This is a genomic window from Actinoplanes sp. NPDC026670, from assembly GCF_040638175.1.
Classification (GTDB): Bacteria; Actinomycetota; Actinomycetes; order Mycobacteriales; family Micromonosporaceae; genus Actinoplanes.
This window is the reverse complement of the sequence record NZ_JBEZXU010000006.1, coordinates 99,233-116,714: the sequence shown is the minus strand read 5'-3', so window position 1 is coordinate 116,714 and position 17,482 is coordinate 99,233. Positions and strand designations below refer to the sequence as shown.

General features: G+C 70.1%; 16 protein-coding genes. 9 read left to right on the top strand and 7 right to left on the bottom strand.

The window, feature by feature from the left end:
• Positions 1 to 21: 21 nt before the first annotated feature.
• Entirely contained in the window at positions 22 to 1,071 is a 1,050-nt protein-coding gene (locus tag AB0E94_RS08275; RefSeq protein ID WP_360323912.1) for a GGDEF domain-containing protein, read from the top strand.
• Positions 1,072 to 1,132: 61 nt separating this feature from the next.
• On the opposite strand, the gene AB0E94_RS08270 is transcribed toward AB0E94_RS08275, so the two are convergent.
• Positions 1,133 to 2,308 (bottom strand): helix-turn-helix transcriptional regulator, encoded by a 1,176-nt coding sequence (locus tag AB0E94_RS08270; RefSeq protein WP_360324160.1) that lies wholly within the window; start codon positions 2,306 to 2,308, stop codon positions 1,133 to 1,135.
• 253 nt (positions 2,309 to 2,561) lie between these two features.
• On the opposite strand from AB0E94_RS08270, the gene AB0E94_RS08265 reads away from it, so the two are divergent.
• Positions 2,562 to 2,720: a hypothetical protein gene (locus tag AB0E94_RS08265; RefSeq protein ID WP_360323910.1), complete on the top strand. Its 159-nt coding sequence runs from the start codon at positions 2,562 to 2,564 to the stop codon at positions 2,718 to 2,720.
• Positions 2,721 to 2,737: 17 nt separating this feature from the next.
• Positions 2,738 to 2,884: a hypothetical protein gene (locus AB0E94_RS08260; RefSeq protein WP_360323908.1), complete on the top strand. Its 147-nt coding sequence runs from the start codon at positions 2,738 to 2,740 to the stop codon at positions 2,882 to 2,884.
• Between the two features lie 90 nt (positions 2,885 to 2,974).
• Here AB0E94_RS08260 and AB0E94_RS08255 read toward each other — a convergent pair whose 3' ends face one another.
• Positions 2,975 to 3,325, bottom strand: coding sequence for a YciI family protein (locus AB0E94_RS08255; protein WP_360323906.1), 351 nt, complete (start codon positions 3,323 to 3,325; stop codon positions 2,975 to 2,977).
• An 84-nt stretch (positions 3,326 to 3,409) separates the two neighbouring features.
• Positions 3,410 to 4,162 carry a TetR/AcrR family transcriptional regulator gene (locus AB0E94_RS08250; RefSeq protein ID WP_360323904.1) on the bottom strand — a complete coding sequence of 251 codons (753 nt, stop codon included), beginning with the start codon at positions 4,160 to 4,162 and terminating at the stop codon, positions 3,410 to 3,412.
• 95 nt (positions 4,163 to 4,257) lie between these two features.
• Here AB0E94_RS08250 and AB0E94_RS08245 point away from each other — a divergent pair, with 95 nt between their 5' ends.
• Complete coding sequence (locus AB0E94_RS08245; RefSeq protein ID WP_360323902.1) at positions 4,258 to 4,884, top strand: SDR family oxidoreductase; 627 nt, start codon at positions 4,258 to 4,260, stop codon at positions 4,882 to 4,884.
• Between the two features lie 67 nt (positions 4,885 to 4,951).
• Here AB0E94_RS08245 and AB0E94_RS08240 read toward each other — a convergent pair whose 3' ends face one another.
• Complete coding sequence (locus AB0E94_RS08240; RefSeq protein ID WP_360323900.1) at positions 4,952 to 6,475, bottom strand: catalase; 1,524 nt, start codon at positions 6,473 to 6,475, stop codon at positions 4,952 to 4,954.
• 41 nt (positions 6,476 to 6,516) lie between these two features.
• A complete protein-coding gene (locus tag AB0E94_RS08235; protein ID WP_360323898.1) occupies positions 6,517 to 7,548 on the bottom strand; it encodes a LacI family DNA-binding transcriptional regulator in 1,032 nt (343 codons plus the stop codon).
• A 312-nt stretch (positions 7,549 to 7,860) separates the two neighbouring features.
• Between AB0E94_RS08235 and AB0E94_RS08230 the strand changes: the two genes are divergently transcribed.
• The 4 genes from AB0E94_RS08230 to AB0E94_RS08215 are packed head-to-tail and all read left to right on the top strand — an operon-like array spanning position 7,861 to position 11,746.
• Complete coding sequence (locus AB0E94_RS08230) at positions 7,861 to 8,919, top strand: sugar ABC transporter substrate-binding protein (RefSeq protein WP_360323896.1); 1,059 nt, start codon at positions 7,861 to 7,863, stop codon at positions 8,917 to 8,919.
• A gap of 50 nt (positions 8,920 to 8,969) precedes the next feature.
• Positions 8,970 to 10,010, top strand: coding sequence for an ABC transporter permease (locus AB0E94_RS08225; RefSeq protein ID WP_360323894.1), 1,041 nt, complete (start codon positions 8,970 to 8,972; stop codon positions 10,008 to 10,010).
• A complete protein-coding gene (locus AB0E94_RS08220; RefSeq protein ID WP_360323892.1) occupies positions 10,007 to 10,786 on the top strand; it encodes an ATP-binding cassette domain-containing protein in 780 nt (259 codons plus the stop codon). The genes AB0E94_RS08225 and AB0E94_RS08220 overlap by 4 nt, the downstream gene beginning before the upstream one ends.
• Before the next feature lie 12 nt (positions 10,787 to 10,798).
• Positions 10,799 to 11,746, top strand: a complete 948-nt coding sequence (locus AB0E94_RS08215) for a carbohydrate kinase (RefSeq protein ID WP_360323890.1) — start codon at positions 10,799 to 10,801, stop codon at positions 11,744 to 11,746.
• 479 nt (positions 11,747 to 12,225) lie between these two features.
• On the opposite strand, the gene AB0E94_RS08210 is transcribed toward AB0E94_RS08215, so the two are convergent.
• Positions 12,226 to 13,920 (bottom strand): tannase/feruloyl esterase family alpha/beta hydrolase, encoded by a 1,695-nt coding sequence (locus AB0E94_RS08210; protein ID WP_360323888.1) that lies wholly within the window; start codon positions 13,918 to 13,920, stop codon positions 12,226 to 12,228.
• A 215-nt stretch (positions 13,921 to 14,135) separates the two neighbouring features.
• Here AB0E94_RS08210 and AB0E94_RS08205 point away from each other — a divergent pair, with 215 nt between their 5' ends.
• Positions 14,136 to 14,864 carry an AAA family ATPase gene (locus tag AB0E94_RS08205; RefSeq protein WP_360323886.1) on the top strand — a complete coding sequence of 243 codons (729 nt, stop codon included), beginning with the start codon at positions 14,136 to 14,138 and terminating at the stop codon, positions 14,862 to 14,864.
• Between the two features lie 149 nt (positions 14,865 to 15,013).
• Here AB0E94_RS08205 and AB0E94_RS08200 read toward each other — a convergent pair whose 3' ends face one another.
• Entirely contained in the window at positions 15,014 to 17,464 is a 2,451-nt protein-coding gene (locus AB0E94_RS08200; RefSeq protein WP_360323884.1) for a S8 family serine peptidase, read from the bottom strand.
• Positions 17,465 to 17,482: the final 18 nt, after the last annotated feature.

The following is a 17,482-nucleotide window of genomic DNA, read 5'->3' as shown; positions in this document are numbered from 1 at the left end:
GAAACCAGAGGAGCTCGCACGATGTTGCGGCTGTGTCCTGACGACTGGGACCGGGAGCGATTCGTCGCCGCGCACGCCGGAATCAACCGCAGCCGCCGGCAGGTGTGCCTGGTGCTGCTGGTTCCCGGCATCCTGGTGGCCTGGTTGTGGTCGGCGCCGACGGTCTGGGCCGCAGTCGGTCTGTGCCTGCTGGTGGCGGTCGCCAACGACCTGATCGCCCGGTACCGCTCGGTGGTCGTCGCCGGAGTCCTCATCGCCGGTGGTTTCGAACTCGCGGTCGCCGCGGTGGTCGCAGCCACCGGCGGCATCCACAGCCCGATCCTCGGCTGGCTGATCCTGCCGGTGATGATGCTCGCCGCGCGGTACCGGCGTGCCGTGCTCCTCGCCGCGATGGGCTGCGGCGCCGTCGCGGGGACGGTGGCCTGCCTGCTCGCCGACGTGCTCGGGACCGCGAAGCCGTACCCGGCTGCCCTGCTCGGTCTGACCACCGTCACGCTCGGCGTCGCCAGCGGGATCGTCGCCATGAACCTGCAATCCGCGGACATCGCCTCGCGCCATGACGCGACCACGGACCAGCTCACCGGCGCCCTCAACCGAAAGGCGCTCACGCCGCTGTTCGAGCGGATGTCGAAGGAGGCCGACGCCCGCGACAGCCACCTGAGCATGCTGCTGTGCGACCTCGACCACTTCAAGAGCATCAACGATCGGTACGGGCACGCCGCCGGCGACGACGTGCTCTGTCACGCCGCGACGGTTATCCGGCAGGCCATCCGGGCCGAGGACCGGCTCTTCCGGGTCGGCGGCGAGGAGTTCCTGGTGCTGTTGCCGCATGCCGACGCGACGGTTGCCGCGGGGGTCGGCGAACGTATCCGGGCGACCTTGGCGGCGAGCCCGGCCGGCGACATCGCGGTGACCGTGTCGATCGGTGCGGTCACCACGCCGGGGCAACGCCGATCCGGCGAACGCGAACTCCAGGAGATCGCCGACCGGGCGCTCTATCAGGCGAAATCGTCAGGCCGCAACCAGGTCGTCACCGCCGAACCGCCCTGGGCGGACGCGGTGACGACTTGACCGACACAGACGCCAGCCGTGATGGCCCGGCCGAGATCACCGACCATGCGGTACGCCTTCGCTACTCGCCGAGGGCAGATCGTGCTGCGGTCGCTTCGTCACGGAGGTCTCGGCCCTCGGGGATGCCGAAGCGTTCGACGGCGGTCACGACTTCCTCGGCACGCCACCAGGTGGCGGGTACGACTCGGCCGGATCGCAGCGCAGCGCCTACCTCAGCCGCGGCTTCGTCGGGACGTTTGCAGTCACCGGACAGCAGGGCCAGGCCGAGGTCGATGCGGGCTGTCGCGATTCGCCGTGGTCGCGCGTCCTCGGCCTGGAGTTCGGCCAGGACTTCGCGGGCTACTTGCTCGGCTGCCGGGTCACCCACCCATGACAGTGTGGTTGCTGTGTAGGCGTGCATCTTGCCCGGGTCGTACTGGTAGTGGTGCTCGGGGTGTTCGGGTCGTGGCCGGTGTTCGGCAAACTGCTCGACGCGGTCCAGGGCTGCGAGAGTCTGCCCGCGGTCGCCAAGCCGGGCCCAGGCACGTCCTTCCTGAGCAGTCGCCTGCACGATCGCAGACCCGCCGGCGGGAGCGACCGCCTGGGCGTGCTGTGACAACTCGGCGGCCTGTCGGAACTCCCCGCGCACCAGGGCATCCCAAGCCGCGGTCTCCAGGCACCAGGCGCTGATCTCCGGCTGCTCGGCCTGCTCGGCGAGGGTTGCCGCGGTGGTCAGGTGCGCGCCCGCGGCGGTCCGTTGCTGTAGGTCGACGTGGACGGTGGCGCGAAGCAACGACAACCAGCCGCCCGCGACGAGCAGGCGTCGCTTCTGGCTGAGGGTGGCGCGTCCGTCTATCAGCTGCTCGACGAACCGCTGGTGCCGCCGAACTCGCGGCAGTAGCTCGGCCGGCGGCGTTGTCGAGTAGGCCATGGCGAGGGAGTCGACGCTGTGCTCCAGACAGTGGAGGACCGCATCGGTGACGTCGGAGGCGGCCGCACGGCGGGCCAGTTCCAGCGCTTCGAGCTCGCTCTCGGCATCCTGCGGCGCGGGGGTACGCAACAGGGCGGACAGTGAGCCGTTCGCGGCCAGCGTCCGGTCGAGGGCTTCGGCGATCTCTCGGGTGGGCCGACGCCGGCCGCTCTCAAGATCGGCCAGGTGCCCGGCGCTCACCACGGCCAGTCTGCCGAGTCCCCGATACGACAGGCCGGCCCGCTCGCGTCGCTGGCGCAGCTCAGAGCCGAACGGCGATTCGGTCATGGTCACGTCCCCTGCTTGCGGTCAGGGTGGCGGCGGCCGGGCCGCAAGACACCGACCGCCAGGTCCGACCGTAGCCGGATCCGGTCCGTAACGGCACCCCTCGCACGGGTGTCGGCGAACGCTTGCGGACGTCAGCACCCGAAGACCCTGTTCGCAAGCTGCGAACGGGGTGGTGTGGACCGCGAACGGGAGACGCCTGCCCTCGGCGCCTTATGGCCGTGACGATCGAATCATCTCTGCATCGGGAGGACTCATGCTTGTCACCGTCATGCGGCGCCTTCTGTGGCGCCGACGGGTCAAGGCTGTACAGGCGTGGCGCGACACCGAGCGTCAGGAGTACCTGAGGGCGGTGCAGCGGTTCACCGCGCTGGAGCCCGCCAGGCTCGGCCGGACCGGACGGCCGCGGTCATGAGGTGGTGGGAGGCCGGCATGCCAGGCAACGATCGCGACGAGATCCCCGCAGACGAATTGGACGAGCCCCAGCCCTCGATCATGCGCCAGTTGCTGTCATGCGAGGACGCCGAGCGGCTGGAGATCGCCCCGGGGCAGTGGTACCTGCCGGGCACTCCACCCTGAGCCCCCGTCCGTGTCGGGGGAGTGGTGGGCACCGCCCTGTGTTCCAGTGGGATGGCGCGGGGCGGTGCCGGCCCTCTTACCTGTGATGGTTCACCGCCACTGTTTGAAGCGGCGGACCTCCTGGGGCCAGCCGCAAGCCTCCGCGATCTTTCCGGCCCACATTCTGGCCGTCTCCTCGTCGGGCACATCCACGATGGTCAGCCCGCCCAGGAACTCCTTGGTCTCGACGTAGGGCCCGTCGGTGAACAGCACCGCACCGCTGGTGGCGTCCGCGCTGAAGACCGGGCCGTCCTCCTCCTCCAGGCCGCCGGCGAAGACGAATGCTCCGGCGGCCTTGATCTCCTCGACGACCGCCCTGGAGAGCGGGCCGCGTCCACGGAACCACTCCTCGCTGTGGTCACCCACCCACTGCTGGTTGAAGTAGATGAGGTACTCGGGCATGTTTGCTCCTCTGGTCATCCGGATCCGGCGTTCGGCTCCACCTACGCTACGAACGGCACATGGGCGATCCGACACCTGCGATCCTCATTCTCTGGCCCGAGACCGGCGGTTGCTCAGGAACCCGTCGATGATGACGTCGAGTCTCCAGGCGGCGTGGGCGCGGCTGTCGCGGCCGGCGGTGGTCATGATCGGGCGCAGGGCGTGGATGGTCGGGTGGGTGTCCGCGGGGAGGCTCCCGTAGACGGCGTCGAGATCGGATCCGGCGGCAGCCGACATGGCCTTCTCGGTGGCCGCCGCCGGGCCGTCGGCCGCGGCCAGCGCGCGCTGATCACGTAGCCGGGCGGCCAGTTCGAGGGCGGATGAGGTGACGTACTGGTCGAGCAGGTCGGCGGCCCAGGGGCAGAGGTCGTCGTCGACGCCGCCGGCGCGTAACAGGGTCATGGTCGCTTCGAGCAGGCGTAGGGCGTTCGGCCCGGTGGGCACTCGGGTGATGGCGACCAGGGCGATGTCGTCGTGACTGCCGAGGGTGGTGATGGTCCGGTTGACCAGCAGTTCCAAGCGGGCTCGCCAGTCGCCGTCGGCCGGACCGGGTGTCTCGACGGTGGCCAGCGCCAGGTCGTGGACGTGGGCCATCAGTTCGTCGCGGTCGGTCACGTAGACGTAGAGCGACGCCGGTCCGGTGTCGAGTGCCTGGGCGAGTCGGCGCATGGTCACCGCGCCGTAGCCGACCTCGTCGACCAGCTCCAGTGCCGCCGTGACGACTGCGTCGAGGCTCAGTGGGGCTTTGGCGGGACGGGTGCGGGGGGTGTCCCGAGTCCGGGCGGTGCTGTCGGTCACGCCACCACTGTACCCATTGACGAACACTGGTCGCCACGAACATAGTTCGTAGCGAACAGTGTTCGTTAGAAGTTTGGCGGGGAGAAGGTCTCAGCATGAGCATCAAGGTCGTCGTCCTCGGAGCGGCGGGCCGCACCGGCCGCCTCATCGTCACCGAGGCCCTGCGCCGCGGGCACCACGTCACCGCGGCCGTCCGAAATCCCACCAGCCTCGAATCCGCTCCTGGCCTGCACGTGGCGCGTGCCGACGTCCGCGACCCGGACAGCCTGCGCCAGGTCATCGAAGGCCACGACGCCGTCGTCTCCGCCATCGGCGCCCCCGGCCGTCAGGCGGACAATCTCTACTCCGAGGGCGGCCGCGCCATCGTGGCAGCGATGTACGCGACCGGAGTGAAGCGGCTGCTGGCGATCACCTCCGTCGGCGTCCGGCACGACGACCCCCAGCACGCCTGGTGGTACCGCAGCCTGATCCGGCCCATCGGCGCCGACCTGTACGCCGACATGGCCCGCATGGAGCAGATCGTGCGAGACAGCGACCTCGACTGGACCTTCGTGCGGCCCACCTACCTGCTGGACCGTGAACCCACCGGCGCCTGCCGCGCCGTGGACGACAGCACCCCGGAGGGCGGTTGGCGTGTCACCCGTACCGCCGTCGCTTGTTTTCTCGTCGAGGAGATCACCGCGCAGCGCTGGTCCCGCCAGGCGCCCGGTCTTGCCGAATAGCCGCCCCGGCTGATCCGGATGCCGGGCGGTGGCCGGCTACCTGGACGTTCCCGCTTCGGAATGATGTTCAGGCCTTCTTCTGCATGCTCGATCTCGCCGGGTTGCCCTGGTGGGCCGCTTTGGGGTCCTTCTCGCCCTGTTTCGCGCGGACTCCGGCCACGATCCGGTCACCGAGTTGCTTGTCGACGTGCTGCCAGTACTCGAAGGCCCGTTCGAGGATCGGTTCGCTGACGCCGTTGAGCAGGTGGCCGACGATGTTGTCGACCAGCCGGCTGCGGGCGTCGTCGTCGAGGACCTCCCGGACCATCGTGCCGGCCTGACCCCAGTCGTCGTCCTCGGCGTGCAGCGTGTACGCCGATCGAACCATGTCACCGTCGGAGTGCCAGGTGCCGCCGTCGTCGGTCAGCGCCGGGTCGGCCAGCGGTCCGCCGTAGGAGTTCGGCGCGTACACCGGGTCGGTGGCATTGCGCATGCGCATCGCGCCGTCCTTGGAGTAGCTGTGGACCTCGACCTTCGGCGCGTTGACCGGGATCTGCCGGTAGTTGACCCCGAGCCGGGCCCGGTGCGCGTCGGAGTAGCTGAACCCACGGGCGAGCAGCATCTTGTCCGGCGACAGCCCGGTGCCGGCGACGGTGTTGTTCGGCTCGAAGGCGACCTGTTCCATCTCGGTGTGGTAGTCGGTGACGTTGCGGTTCAGGGTCAGCCGCCCGACCTCGTGCAGCGGGTAGTCGGCGTGCGGCCACACCTTGGTCAGGTCGAACGGGTTGAACCGGTAGTTCCTGGCGTCGTCGAACGGCATGATCTGCACGTGCAGCGTCCAGCTGGGGAACTGCCCGTCGCGGATGTGCTCGAACAGGTCCCGCTGGTGGTAGTCGGTGTCGGCCGAGGCCATCTGGTCGGCCTCGTCCTGGGTGAAACACTCGATGCCCTGATCGGTCTTGAAGTGGTACTTGACCCAGAACCGCTCGCCGGCCGTGTTGATCCACATGTAGGTGTGGCTGCCGTAGCCGTTCATGTGCCGCCACGTACGCGGGATGCCCCGGTCGCCCATCAGCCAGGTGACCTGATGCGCGGACTCCGGTGACAGCGTCCAGAAGTCCCACTGCATGTCGTGGTCGCGCAGGTTGTTGTCCGCCCGGCGTTTCTGGGACCTGATGAAATGCTGGAACTTCATCGGGTCCCGGATGAAGAAGACCGGGGTGTTGTTGCCGACGACGTCGAGGTTGCCGTCCCGCGTGTAGAACTTGACCGCGAAACCGCGCGGGTCGCGCCACGTGTCGGGCGAACCACGCTCACCGGCGACGGTCGAGAAACGGACGACGACGTCGGTCTGCTCACCGGGGGAGAACACCGCGGCCCGGGTGTACGGGCTCAGGTCCCGGGTCACCTGGAAGGTCCCGAACGCGCCACCACCCTTGGCGTGCGGCTGGCGTTCCGGAATGCGTTCCCGGTTGAAGTTCGCCATCTGCTCGATCAGGTAGTGGTCCTGCAGCAGCAGCGGCCCGTCGGGTCCGACGGACAGGGAGCGCTCGTCGCTGGCAACGGGCACCCCGGCATCGGTCGTGGTGGGTGGTCGCTCGGATGTGGTCACGTTGGTGCTCTACCCGTAGGCGGGCCGGGCACACCAGCGATTCACAGCGAGTCGGCCAGCCGGTCGTCGGCGGTGCGCAGGCGGGGCGGCAGTTCGCCGGAGCCGCGGCGGATCAGTTCGGTCGGGATCCAGTGCCGGCGTGGTGGGCTGTCGTCGCCCTCGATGCGGCTGAACAGGGCCTGGGCGGCGATCCGGCCCATCATCGCCGGGTCCTGGGCGATGACGGTGACCGCGGGTTCGAGCAGGTCGGCGAGCGGGAAGTCGTCGAAACCGATGAGCGCCACGGTCCGGTGCAGGCCGAGGCGCCGCAGCGCCCGGACGGCGCCGATGGTGACCAGGTTCTGCCCGGTGAACAGGGCGGTCGGCGGCTCGGCGCGGTGCAGCAGGTCCATCACCTTGCTCTCGGCCGCGGGAATGGTGTGCAGGTCCGGGACGATCAGGGTGGGGTCGGTTTCGAGGCCGGCCTCCCGCATCGCGTCGAGGAACCCCTGATGGCGTTGGCGGGCGGTGGCGATGCGGGTGTAGTCGCCCAGGTAGGCGATCCGGCGGTGCCCGTGGTCGATGAGGTGCCGGGTGGCCTCGGTGGCCCCGATGACGTTGGTGGCCAGGACGGTGTCGGCGGGAAGGCCGTGGCCCGGGCGGTCGACGAAGACGACCGGGGTGTCGCCCTGGAACTCGTCGACCAGGTAACTCTGGTCGTCGCTGGCCGGGACGATGATGAGCCCGTCGGCCCGGCGCATGGTGAAGGCGCGGGCCAGTTCCCGTTCGCGCTGGGGATCCTCGTCGAGGCTTCCGGTGAGCACCTGGACGCCGCGGGTGCGGGCCTCGTCCTCGACCGCGCGGTGCAACGCCGACGAGAACGGGTTGCTGACATCTTCGAGCAGAAGAGCGATCGTTCCGGTACGGCGGTCGCTGCGGCGCAGGGTGCTGGCGCCGATGTCGGGGCGGTAGTTGAGGGCCTCGATGGCTTCGCGCACCTGCTCGGCGAGCACGGGGTTGACGCTCTGCACGCCGTTGACGACCCGCGAGACCGTTTTGAGGCTCACTCCGGCGGCGCGGGCGACGTCATTCATCCGTGCGCGGCCGGTCCTGCCGGCCTCCGACGTCGGTTCGCTTGACACGGTGCTCCTCGGTGGCCTGGTCGGGAGGCGCAGCGTACCAACGCCACCGACCGGAGACAACGATGTCTCGTCCATGTTCGCTCAGGGCGGTGGAGGCAGGAAGTAGCTGGTTGCGGGTTTTCCCAGATCGCGCGACATCGACGAGAAACCCGAGCGTGACATGGTGTTGACAACCCCCACGCCGGGGCGTCTACTCCCAGACAACGTTGTCTCGGCACTTCGAAGACGCACACTCCCGCTCCCATATACCTCCTGGAGGCATTGATGCCCCGTGTACTCGTGACCGGCCGCCGGCTCCCGGCGATCGCAATGGTGGCCGCGTTGAGCCTGTCGTCCGCGGCTTGCGGTTCCGACGCCGCGGACGGTTCCGGCGACAAGCCGATCGTCGGCCTGATCACCAAGACCGACACCAACCCGTTCTTCGTCAAGATGAAAGAGGGCGCGCAGCAGGCCGCCCAGCAGCAGGGCATCGAGTTGCAGACATTCGCCGGCAAGCAGGACGGCGACAACGAGGCCCAGGTGCAGGCGATCGAAAACCTGATCTCGGTCGGCGCCAAGGGCTTCCTGATCACCCCGAACGACTCGAAGGCCATCGTCCCGGCGATCGACAAGGCCCGTCAGGCCGGCCTGCTGGTGATCGCCCTGGATACCCCGACCGACCCGGCCAGCGCCGTCGACGCCACCTTCGCCACCGACAACTACCAGGCCGGTCTGCTCATCGGACAGTGGGCGAAGGCCAAGTTCGCCACCGACGGCAAGCAGGCGAAGATCGCCATGCTGGACCTCAACGCGAACCAGATCTCCGTCGACGTCCAGCGCGACCAGGGCTTCCTGGAGGGCTTCGGGATCGACGTCAAGGACAAGACGAAGATCGGCGACGAGGCCGACCCGCGGATCGTCGGACACGACGTCACCGACGGTGCCGAGGACGGCGGGCGTACCGCGATGGAGAACCTGCTCCAGAAGGATCCGTCGATCAACCTCGTCTACACCATCAACGAACCCGCCGCCGCCGGCGCGTACGAGGCCGTCAAAGCCGCCGGCAAGGAGAAGGACGTCACGATCGTCTCGGTCGACGGCGGCTGCCCCGGCGTCGCCAACGTCGAAGCCGGCGTCATCGGCGCCACCTCCATGCAGTTCCCGCTGAAGATGGCGTCCCTCGGCGTCGAGTCGATCGCCAAGTTCGCCAAGGACGGCACCAAACCCGCCGCCACCGAGGGCAAGACCTTCACCGACACCGGCGTCCAGCTCATCACCGACCAGGCGCAGAGCGGCGTCGACGGCAAGGACTCCACCTGGGGCAAGGACAACTGCTGGGGCTGACCGGCGCCCCACCGACCCATCCTCACCCCCTCGCCTGAGGAGCGCCGATCTTGGCCACCCCGTCACCCACCCTCGCCGAATCCGACTCCACACCCGACTTCGAGGTGACCGGCACCGACTCCTGGGGTCTGCGGCTACAGCATCTGCTGCATGCCAACCCGACTCTCGGGCCGTTCGCCGTCCTGATCGTGGCGATCGCCGCGTTCAGCGCCATGAGCCCACGATTCTTCTCCGCCCCCAACCTGTCGCTGGTCCTGGCGCAGGTCACCGTGATCGCGGTCCTCGCCCTCGGTCAGACCCTGGTGATCCTGACCGCCGGCATCGACCTGTCGGTCGGCGCGATCGCCGTCTTCTCCTCCATCCTGATGGCCTACTTCGCCACCAAAGCCGGCCTCCCCGGCGCGTTAGCCCTGGTCATCGGCCTGGTCCTGGGCACCGCGATGGGCGCCCTGAACGGTTTCCTCGTCACCCGGATCAAGCTGCCCCCGTTCATCGTCACGCTCGGCACCCTGACCATCTTCTTCTCGCTCAACTCGGTGGTCAGCAAGAGCGAGACGGTCCGCGGCTCCGACATGCCCGCCCTGATGACCTGGACCGGAACCACAATCCCGTTCGGCGGGTTCCGGCTCACCTACGGCTCGATCATCATGCTGCTGCTGTTCGCCGTGCTGCTGTACGCCCTGCGTATGACGGCCTGGGGCAAGCACGTCTACGCCACCGGCGACGACGGCGAAGCGGCCCGCCTCGCCGGCATCCGCACCAGCCGGGTGCTGCTGTCGGTCTACACCGTCGCCGGCGCCCTGTACGCCGTCGGCGCCTGGATCCTCATCGGCCGTCTCGCCTCGGCCAGCCCCAACGTCGGCACCGACTACAACCTGGACTCGATCACCGCGGTGGTCCTCGGCGGCGCCAGCCTCTTCGGCGGCCGCGGCGGGGTGATCGGCACCCTGATCGGCGCGCTCATCGTCGGCGTGTTCCGCAACGGCCTGCAACTGGCCGGCGTTGAGGTGGTCTGGCAGGGCTTCGCGATCGGCCTGCTCGTGCTGGTCGCGGTCTCCCTCGACCAGTGGATCAGAAAGGTGAAGGCATGACCGGCGTCAGCACCCCGGTGCTCCAGGCCAAAGGCCTGACCAAGCGGTACGGCCGGGTGGTCGCCATCGACGGCAGCGACCTCGAGCTCCACGCGGGGGAGATCCTGGCCGTCATCGGCGACAACGGGGCCGGCAAGTCCAGCCTGATCAAGGCGCTGTCCGGCGCGCTGGTCCCGGACCAGGGCGAGATCTACCTCGACGGTGAGCGGGTCAACTTCCGCAACCCGATGGACGCCCGCGCCGCCGGCATCGAAACCGTCTACCAGACCCTCGCGGTCGCCCCCGGCCTCGACATCGCCGACAACCTGTTCCTGGGCCGGGAGAAACGGCGGCCCGGCATCCTCGGCTCCGTCTTCCGGATGCTCGACCACAAACACATGCGTGCCGAAGCCAGCCGGCACATGAGCGAACTCGGCGTCGCCACCCTCCAGAACATCGGACAGGCCGTCGAGTCGCTCTCCGGCGGCCAGCGCCAAGCCGTCGCGGTCGCCCGGTCGGCCGCCTTCGGCAGCAAAGTGATCATCCTCGACGAGCCCACCGCAGCGCTCGGGGTCAAGGAGGGCAACCGGGTGCTGCAACTCATCCGCGAGGTCCGCGATCGAGGGCTGCCGGTCATCCTGATCAGCCACAACATGCCACACGTCTTCGAGGTCGCCGACCGCATCCACATCCAGCGTCTCGGACGCCGGGTCGCGGTGATCACCCCGGAGACACACTCGATGTCCGAAGCGGTAGCCATCATGACCGGCGCGGCCCCGGCCCCGCCGGTCCAGTAGACGAGGAACACCATGCGATACGCGGCGATCCTGGGTGAAGCCCTGGTCGACCTTCTGGAAACCCCGACCGACACCGGCCCGATCTACCGCAGCGCCATCGGCGGCGCACCGCTCAACGTGGCGGTCGGTGTGCGCCGCCTCGGCGGTGCCGCCCACTTCGTCGGTGCGCTCAGTGACGACCTGTGGGGAGACCGGATCGCCGCGTTCCTCACCGACAACGACGTCGACATCCAAGGTGTACGGCGAGCGCCGGCCCCGACCACACTCGCCCTCACCACCTTCGCCGGCCCCGAACCGCAGTTCCGGTTCTACGGCGCGCCCCCCTCGTACGCCCAACTCCGGACCGCGGACCTGGACCCGGCCATGCTCGCCGGAGCCGCAGTCCTCTACACCGGATCGATCAGCCTGCTCGCCGAGCCGATCGCCGACGCCGCCCGCAAGGCCTGGGCGCAGCCCGGGCCGCTGCGGGTGCTCGACCCCAACGTCCGCCCGGCGCTGCTGCCGGACCGGGCCGCCGTCGGACACCTGCGCGAGCTCATCGAGGACTTCGCGGCCACGGCCGACCTGGTCAAACTCAGTGAGGCCGACGCGGCGGCACTCTACGACGGCGCCGGCGCCGAGGAGGCGGCGACCCGCCTGCGGGCCATCGGCGCCGCTGCCGTGGTCGTCACGCTCGGTTCCCGTGGCGCATGGCTCGACGCCTGCGACGAGGCCACGGCGATCGCAGCACCCGCCGTGGCCGCCGTCGACACCACAGGCGCCGGCGACTCGGTGATGGCCGCACTGATCTCCCGGCTGCTGGCCGACGGACGACCCGGCGGCATCGCCCGCTGGCGCGACGACGTCCACTTCGCGCTGCACGTGGCCGGCCACGTCTGCGAACATCACGGTGGTGCGGCCGCCATGCCCACCCTCGCCGACGTCCGGAGGCGCTGGGGCCTTTCCGCCGCCCGACCTTGACCGCTGCACCACCGTTTCGAAGCTTCGCGGTATCCGCGGTCAAATCCCTCTGCCGTGCGATGATGTCGCGCCCGGCCTACAGACTCTCGCACCGGTCACGCAGGCGACCGGGACACCGGGCCGGAATGTCGTGCTCGCAGCGGATTCGTCCCCGGTCGGCCTCGCAGATCTTGCACGGTTCTCCACCTTCGCGGCGATCTTGCACGGTTCTTCACGTCTGGGAACGGTTTGTCGTGCAAGGTCTGCAACGCGGGGGAGACCTTGCAGCTTTCTTCCCGTCGGGACGCGGAAAGGCCTGCAAGATCGGCACGAGGGTGGAGAACCGTGCAAGATCCGCGAGCGACGAGCCGCGGACGATCAGCCGCGGGGAGGCGTCGCGGGCGAGGAGAGATCATCCGCCTGAGGGCCGTCCTTCCCAGGCTGAGGCGGCTGTGCAGAAGTCGCTTCCGGTGGTGAAGCGGTCAAGATCGGCGAAATGGCTACCGCCTCGGTGCGGTGCAGGTCCAGCGGCCGTTCTGCCAGCCGCACGTCTGCTCGTAGCCGGAGCGGAACGACCCGAGCCACGCGATGTCGTCCCGGTACCGGGTGGGCGGCGGCGCCGGAGCGAAGTTCGCCGCGTCGTCGGTGCTGCCGCTTCCGTCGTACCGCGCGACGGCCGGATAGGGGTAGACCGGCCTGGTCCGTACGACGGCCTCGTCCTGCCGCATCGAGGTGACGAGCCGGACCGGCGCCACGCCGTTCTCGACCCAGTCGATGGTGGGGGTGAGCGCGTCGAACGCGTCCGGCCCCTGACCGCCACCGCAGTGGCCGACACCCGGCAGCATGAACAGGCGCGCGAACCGCTGGGTGGCGTCCGTCCCGCCCATGCGCTCGGTGAGAGCGTGGTAGTAGGCGATCGTGCCGTACGGCGAGATCGCCGGATCCGCCCAGCCGTGCCAGAGCACGAGCCTGCCACCCGCGGCACGGAAGGCCGTCAGGTCCGGGTTGCTCGCGTCGTAGATGCCGGCCTGCCGGCTGATCTCACGGAACGTCGCCGAGTCGTAGTGCAGGTCGCGCAGCGTCATCGACGGCCGGGGAGTGGCGTGGACGAGGTACTTCAACGCGTTCGTCGTGTTGCGTTCGGCCATGGCCGGGGCGCCGGCGGCGGTCGGGGTGACCCAGCGGGCCCAGTTGGCCTCCGAGCCCACCGGCTCACCGCCCGGATACATCAGCCGGCCCCGCTCGTCGCGCGGCCCGTCGTACAGCTTGCGGGCGGCGTCGACCTGCGCGTCGGTGAGACAGCCGTCGCCGTCGGTTCTCACCGGGCAGCGCAGGCTGCCCGGATCGAACGCGCACGCCCGCGGGTCGTCGATCTGCCCGTCGGCCAGGCCGTCGCGTGCGTCGCACTCGCGCAGGACGGCGGCGTGCAGCGCGGGAAGCTTGGCAGCGGTCAGGATGGGTCGGCCCTGCGCGTCGGTGTTCGCCGTGGCGTGCCAGCCCGTCGACCACACGATGAGCGACGTGAACAGCGACGCCGGGGCGCCGGCGATGATGCCGTCGAAGTCGTGCGGGTAGCGCTGCGCCTCGGTCAGCCCCTGGTGGCCGCCCTGCGAGCAGCCGTCGAAGTAGGACCAGCGCGGCCCCTGCCCGTAGTAGAGGGTGATGAGCCGCTTGGCGACGAGTGCGACCAGGTGGTCGGCCCGGTAGCCGAAGTCGGCTCGCAACTGCGGATCCGTACCGAAGACGGCGTCGAAACCGGTGACGCCGACATGTCCCTGGTTGTTGGTGGCCACCGCGAAGTCGCCGCGGTCCAGCGGCACGCATCCGTCCGCCGCGTCGGCGAAGAAGTCGACACTGCCGCAGAACGCCCCGCACCCGGTCTGCAGATACCGCTGCCGCCATGTCCCGGTGGGCAGGAGCACGTCGAACTGGATCTGCGGCGCCACCGTGCCCTTCACCTCGCAGGCGGGCCAGCCGCTCGGCGAGGTCGTCTCGGCCGCGGACCCGATGACCGCCGGAGCGCCGGCCGTTCCGGACAGGTCCTGCCCGGCGAGGGCCGCGCAGTCGATCGCCGGCAGCACCACCGGAGGCCCGGCGGGGGAGCCGGCCGCAGCGGCGAGCACACCGGCCACGGCCACATCGGGCGCGGCCTGACTGCCACCGGCCACCACGAGGACGGCAAGGACAACCGACAAGACCCGCAATCCAGCGGTACGGACGACGCGTCCCGGAATACGTGTGCGCATGTGTGTCCCCCGTTGCGGCCCTGTGATCCCGACTCCACGACACGAGCACGGAAAGCTAAATCCGGCCGTAGACAGGTGTCAATCTCGAACCCGACACCGAAGATCGGCGGCAGCACCGTGCGACGCCGCCTCGCCGCCGGGTGCCGGCATGCGAGGCTTCCAGGGTGTTCATCAAGGGCATCATGCTGAACCGGACGCCGCCGGGTCCCTACCCGTTCGATCTGCCGGCGGTTCGTGCGCTGCGGGAGAGCGGAGAGCTGCGCCTGACCACCCCGGTCACCTTCCTGGCCGGTGACAACGGGACGGGCAAGTCGACCCTGGTGGAGGCCGTCGCGGTGGCGGCGGGCTTCAACCCCGAGGGTGGCAGCACCTCGTTCAACTTCGCGACCCGGGCCAGCGAGTCCAGCCTGGGGGACCACCTGGTGCTGTCCCGGGTGCCCGGCCGGCGCCCGCGGACGGGCTACTTCCTGCGCGCCGAGACGTTCTACAACGTCGCCACCGAGATCGACAATCTCGGTGTGACCGACGGATACGGCGGGACCTCGCTGCACGAGCGTTCCCACGGGGAGTCGTTTCTGGATCTCGCCACCCACCGGTTCGGTCCGGGCGGGCTCTACCTGCTCGACGAGCCGGAGGCGGCGCTGTCGGTGCAGGGGTGCCTGGCCCTGCTGATGCGGATCGGTGAGCTGGTCGTGCAGGGCAGCCAGTTCATCATCGCCACGCACTCACCGATCCTGTTGGCCGCGCCGGACGCCACCATCTTCGAGATCGGGGCGGCCGGCGACATCTCCCGGATCGACTACGACCAGGCTGACGCGGTGGTGCTGACCAGAGCGTTCCTGGCGAACCCGGAACGTTTCCTGGGGCGGCTCCTCGCCGACGACGCGAACTAGGAGCCCGCTACTCCGCAGGCCCCGCAGGAGGCGACGCGGCCCGTGCCGCCGGCACCCGATCATCCTGGTGCCGTGACCGAGGCCGGCCCCGTGGAACGAGACTCCGGGGAGACCGCTGGTGCGGTCTCCCCGGAGCGGTCGGGAGCGGGTCAGCCGGCCGCCCGCCGGCCGACCACTGTCGCGCCGGACGCCTGCGACCAGCCGGCGAAGTCGTTCAGCGGGGTGTTGCTGATGCCGAACGTGCCGTCGCCGTTGGCGAACGCCACCGGCTGCGTGTACCACCACGGGGAGTTCGGGCCGGGGGTCAAGGCGATGTCGGTACGGCCGTCGCGGTTGTAGTCGCCGGTCACCACGGTGGCCCCGGGGACCTGGGCCCAGCCCGCGAAGTCGCCGACGCCGCCGTTGGTGACCCGGAAGGTGCCGTCGCCGTTGGAGAACGCCACCGGCACGGTGTTCCAGCCGGCGCCGCCGGTCAGGGCCAGGTCGGTACGGCCGTCGCTGTTGAAGTCACCGGCGACCGTCCGCGCGCCGGCGGCCTGCGACCAGCCGGCGAAGTCGTTCAATGGCGTGTTGGTGATCCGGAACGTGCCGTCGCCGTTGGCGAACGCCACCGGCTGGGTGTACCACCACGGGGTGTTCGGGCCGGGCGTGAGCGCGACGTCCGTACGCCCATCGCCGTTGAAGTCTCCGGTGTTGAGCCGGACGCCAGGCGCCTGAGCCCAGCCGCCGAAGTCGCCGACTCCGGTGTTGGTGACCCGGAAGGTGCCGTCGCCGTTGGCGAACGCCACCGGCACGGTGTTCCAGCCCGCGCCGCCGGTCAGGGCCAGGTCGGTACGGCCGTCCTTGTTGAAGTCTCCGGCGAAGGAGGACGCACCGGGCTCCTGAGCCCACGTGGGGAAGCCGCTCACCGCCGTGTTGGTGATCCGGAAGGTGCCGTCGCCGTTGGAGAACGCCATCGGAACCGTCGTCCAGCCGGCGCCGCCGGTCAGGGCCAGGTCGGTCCGGCCGTCGTTGTTGAAGTCACCGGCGACCGGAGTCGCCCCGGACTCCTGCGCCCAGGCGGCGAAGTTGTTCAGCGGCGTGTTGGTGATCCGGAACGTGCCGTCGCCGTTGGAGAACGCCACCGGCTGAGTGAACCACCACGGGGTGTTCGGGCCCGGCGTGAGCGCGACGTCCGTACGCCCGTCGCCGTTGAAGTCTCCGGTGTTGAGCCGGACGCCCGGAACTCCGGCCCAGCCCGCGAAGTCGCCGACGCCGGTGTTGGTGACGCGGAACGTGCCGTCGCCGACGGAGAACGCGGCCGGCATGGTGTTCCAGCCGGCGCCGCCGGTCAGGGCCAGGTCGGTGCGGCCGTCGGCGTCCAGGTCGCCGCCGGCGAGCACCGGCGACGCCCCGTTGGCCGCGCCGGCGAACAGCAGCCGGTTGGGTGAGCCCGTGCCGATCTGGCTCAGGACGCCGGTCGTGGCCGTGTTGATGATCAGCGACTTGATCGTCGCCGGCGACGCCGTCGGGCGGCCCTCCAGGAACAGGGCCGCGGCGCCGGTGACGTGCGGCGCGGCCATCGACGTGCCGTCGATCGTCGCGGTCGCGGTGTCGGAGGTGAACCAGGCCGAGGTGATGCCGGTTCCCGGCGCGAACAGGGTCACGCAGGTTCCGAAGTTGGAGTAACCGGTGTCGCGGCTGTCCGAGCGGGTGCTGGCGGCCACCGTGATGGCGGCCGGCGTGCGGGCCGGACTCTGGCCGCAGGCGTCCGAGGCCGCGTTGCCGGCCGAGACGGCGTACGTCACCCCGGAGTTGATCGAGCGGGTGACCGCGTCGTCCAGCGCCTGGTTGGCGCCGCCGCCCAGGCTCATGTTGGCCACCGACGGGCCGGTGTGGCGGCCGGTCACCCAGTCGACGGCCGCGATGATCGTCGAGGTCGGGGTGCTGCCGCTGCATCCGAAGACCCGGACCGGGACCAGGGTGACGGCCTTGGCGACGCCGTGCACCGAGCCGCCGATGGTGCCGGCCACATGGGTTCCGTGGCCCCGGCAGTCCTCGGTGCCGCGGCCGTCGCCGACGAAGTCCACACCTGCGGCGACCCGGCCGGTGAACTGGGAGTGGCCGGCGCGGATGCCGCTGTCGATCACGTAGGCGGTCACGCCGGCGCCGGTCGCCCTGCTGGCGTAGACGCCGTTCAGGGTGCCGCCGCGCTGATCCACGCGGTCCAGTCCCCAGGTCGCCGAGGTCTGCACCCCGTCCAGGCTGACGAGCTGGTCGGCCGCCACATAGGCCACGGCCGGATCCTGGCGTACGGCGGCGAGCTGGCCGGCGGTGAGAGTCGCCGAGTAGCCGTGCAGAGCGTGCTTGTACTCGCGGTGAACCTGCACTCCGCTGGTGCGGGAGCGGGCCACCGCCTTGGAGCTGTCGGCGGACTGTCGCAGCACGACGATGTAGCTGCCGGCGGCGACCGGTTCGCCGGATGCCGTGATCAACGGCGCCGGGTCGGCCGGCGCCGCCACCGCCGACGTCGCCGGCGCCAGGGCCGACACCGCGGCCACCGCGGCTACGACCAGCGTGCGGCTCCATGGCCGGCCGGTTGATGTTGCTGGGATCTTCACGCGCCCCGTCCTTTCGGT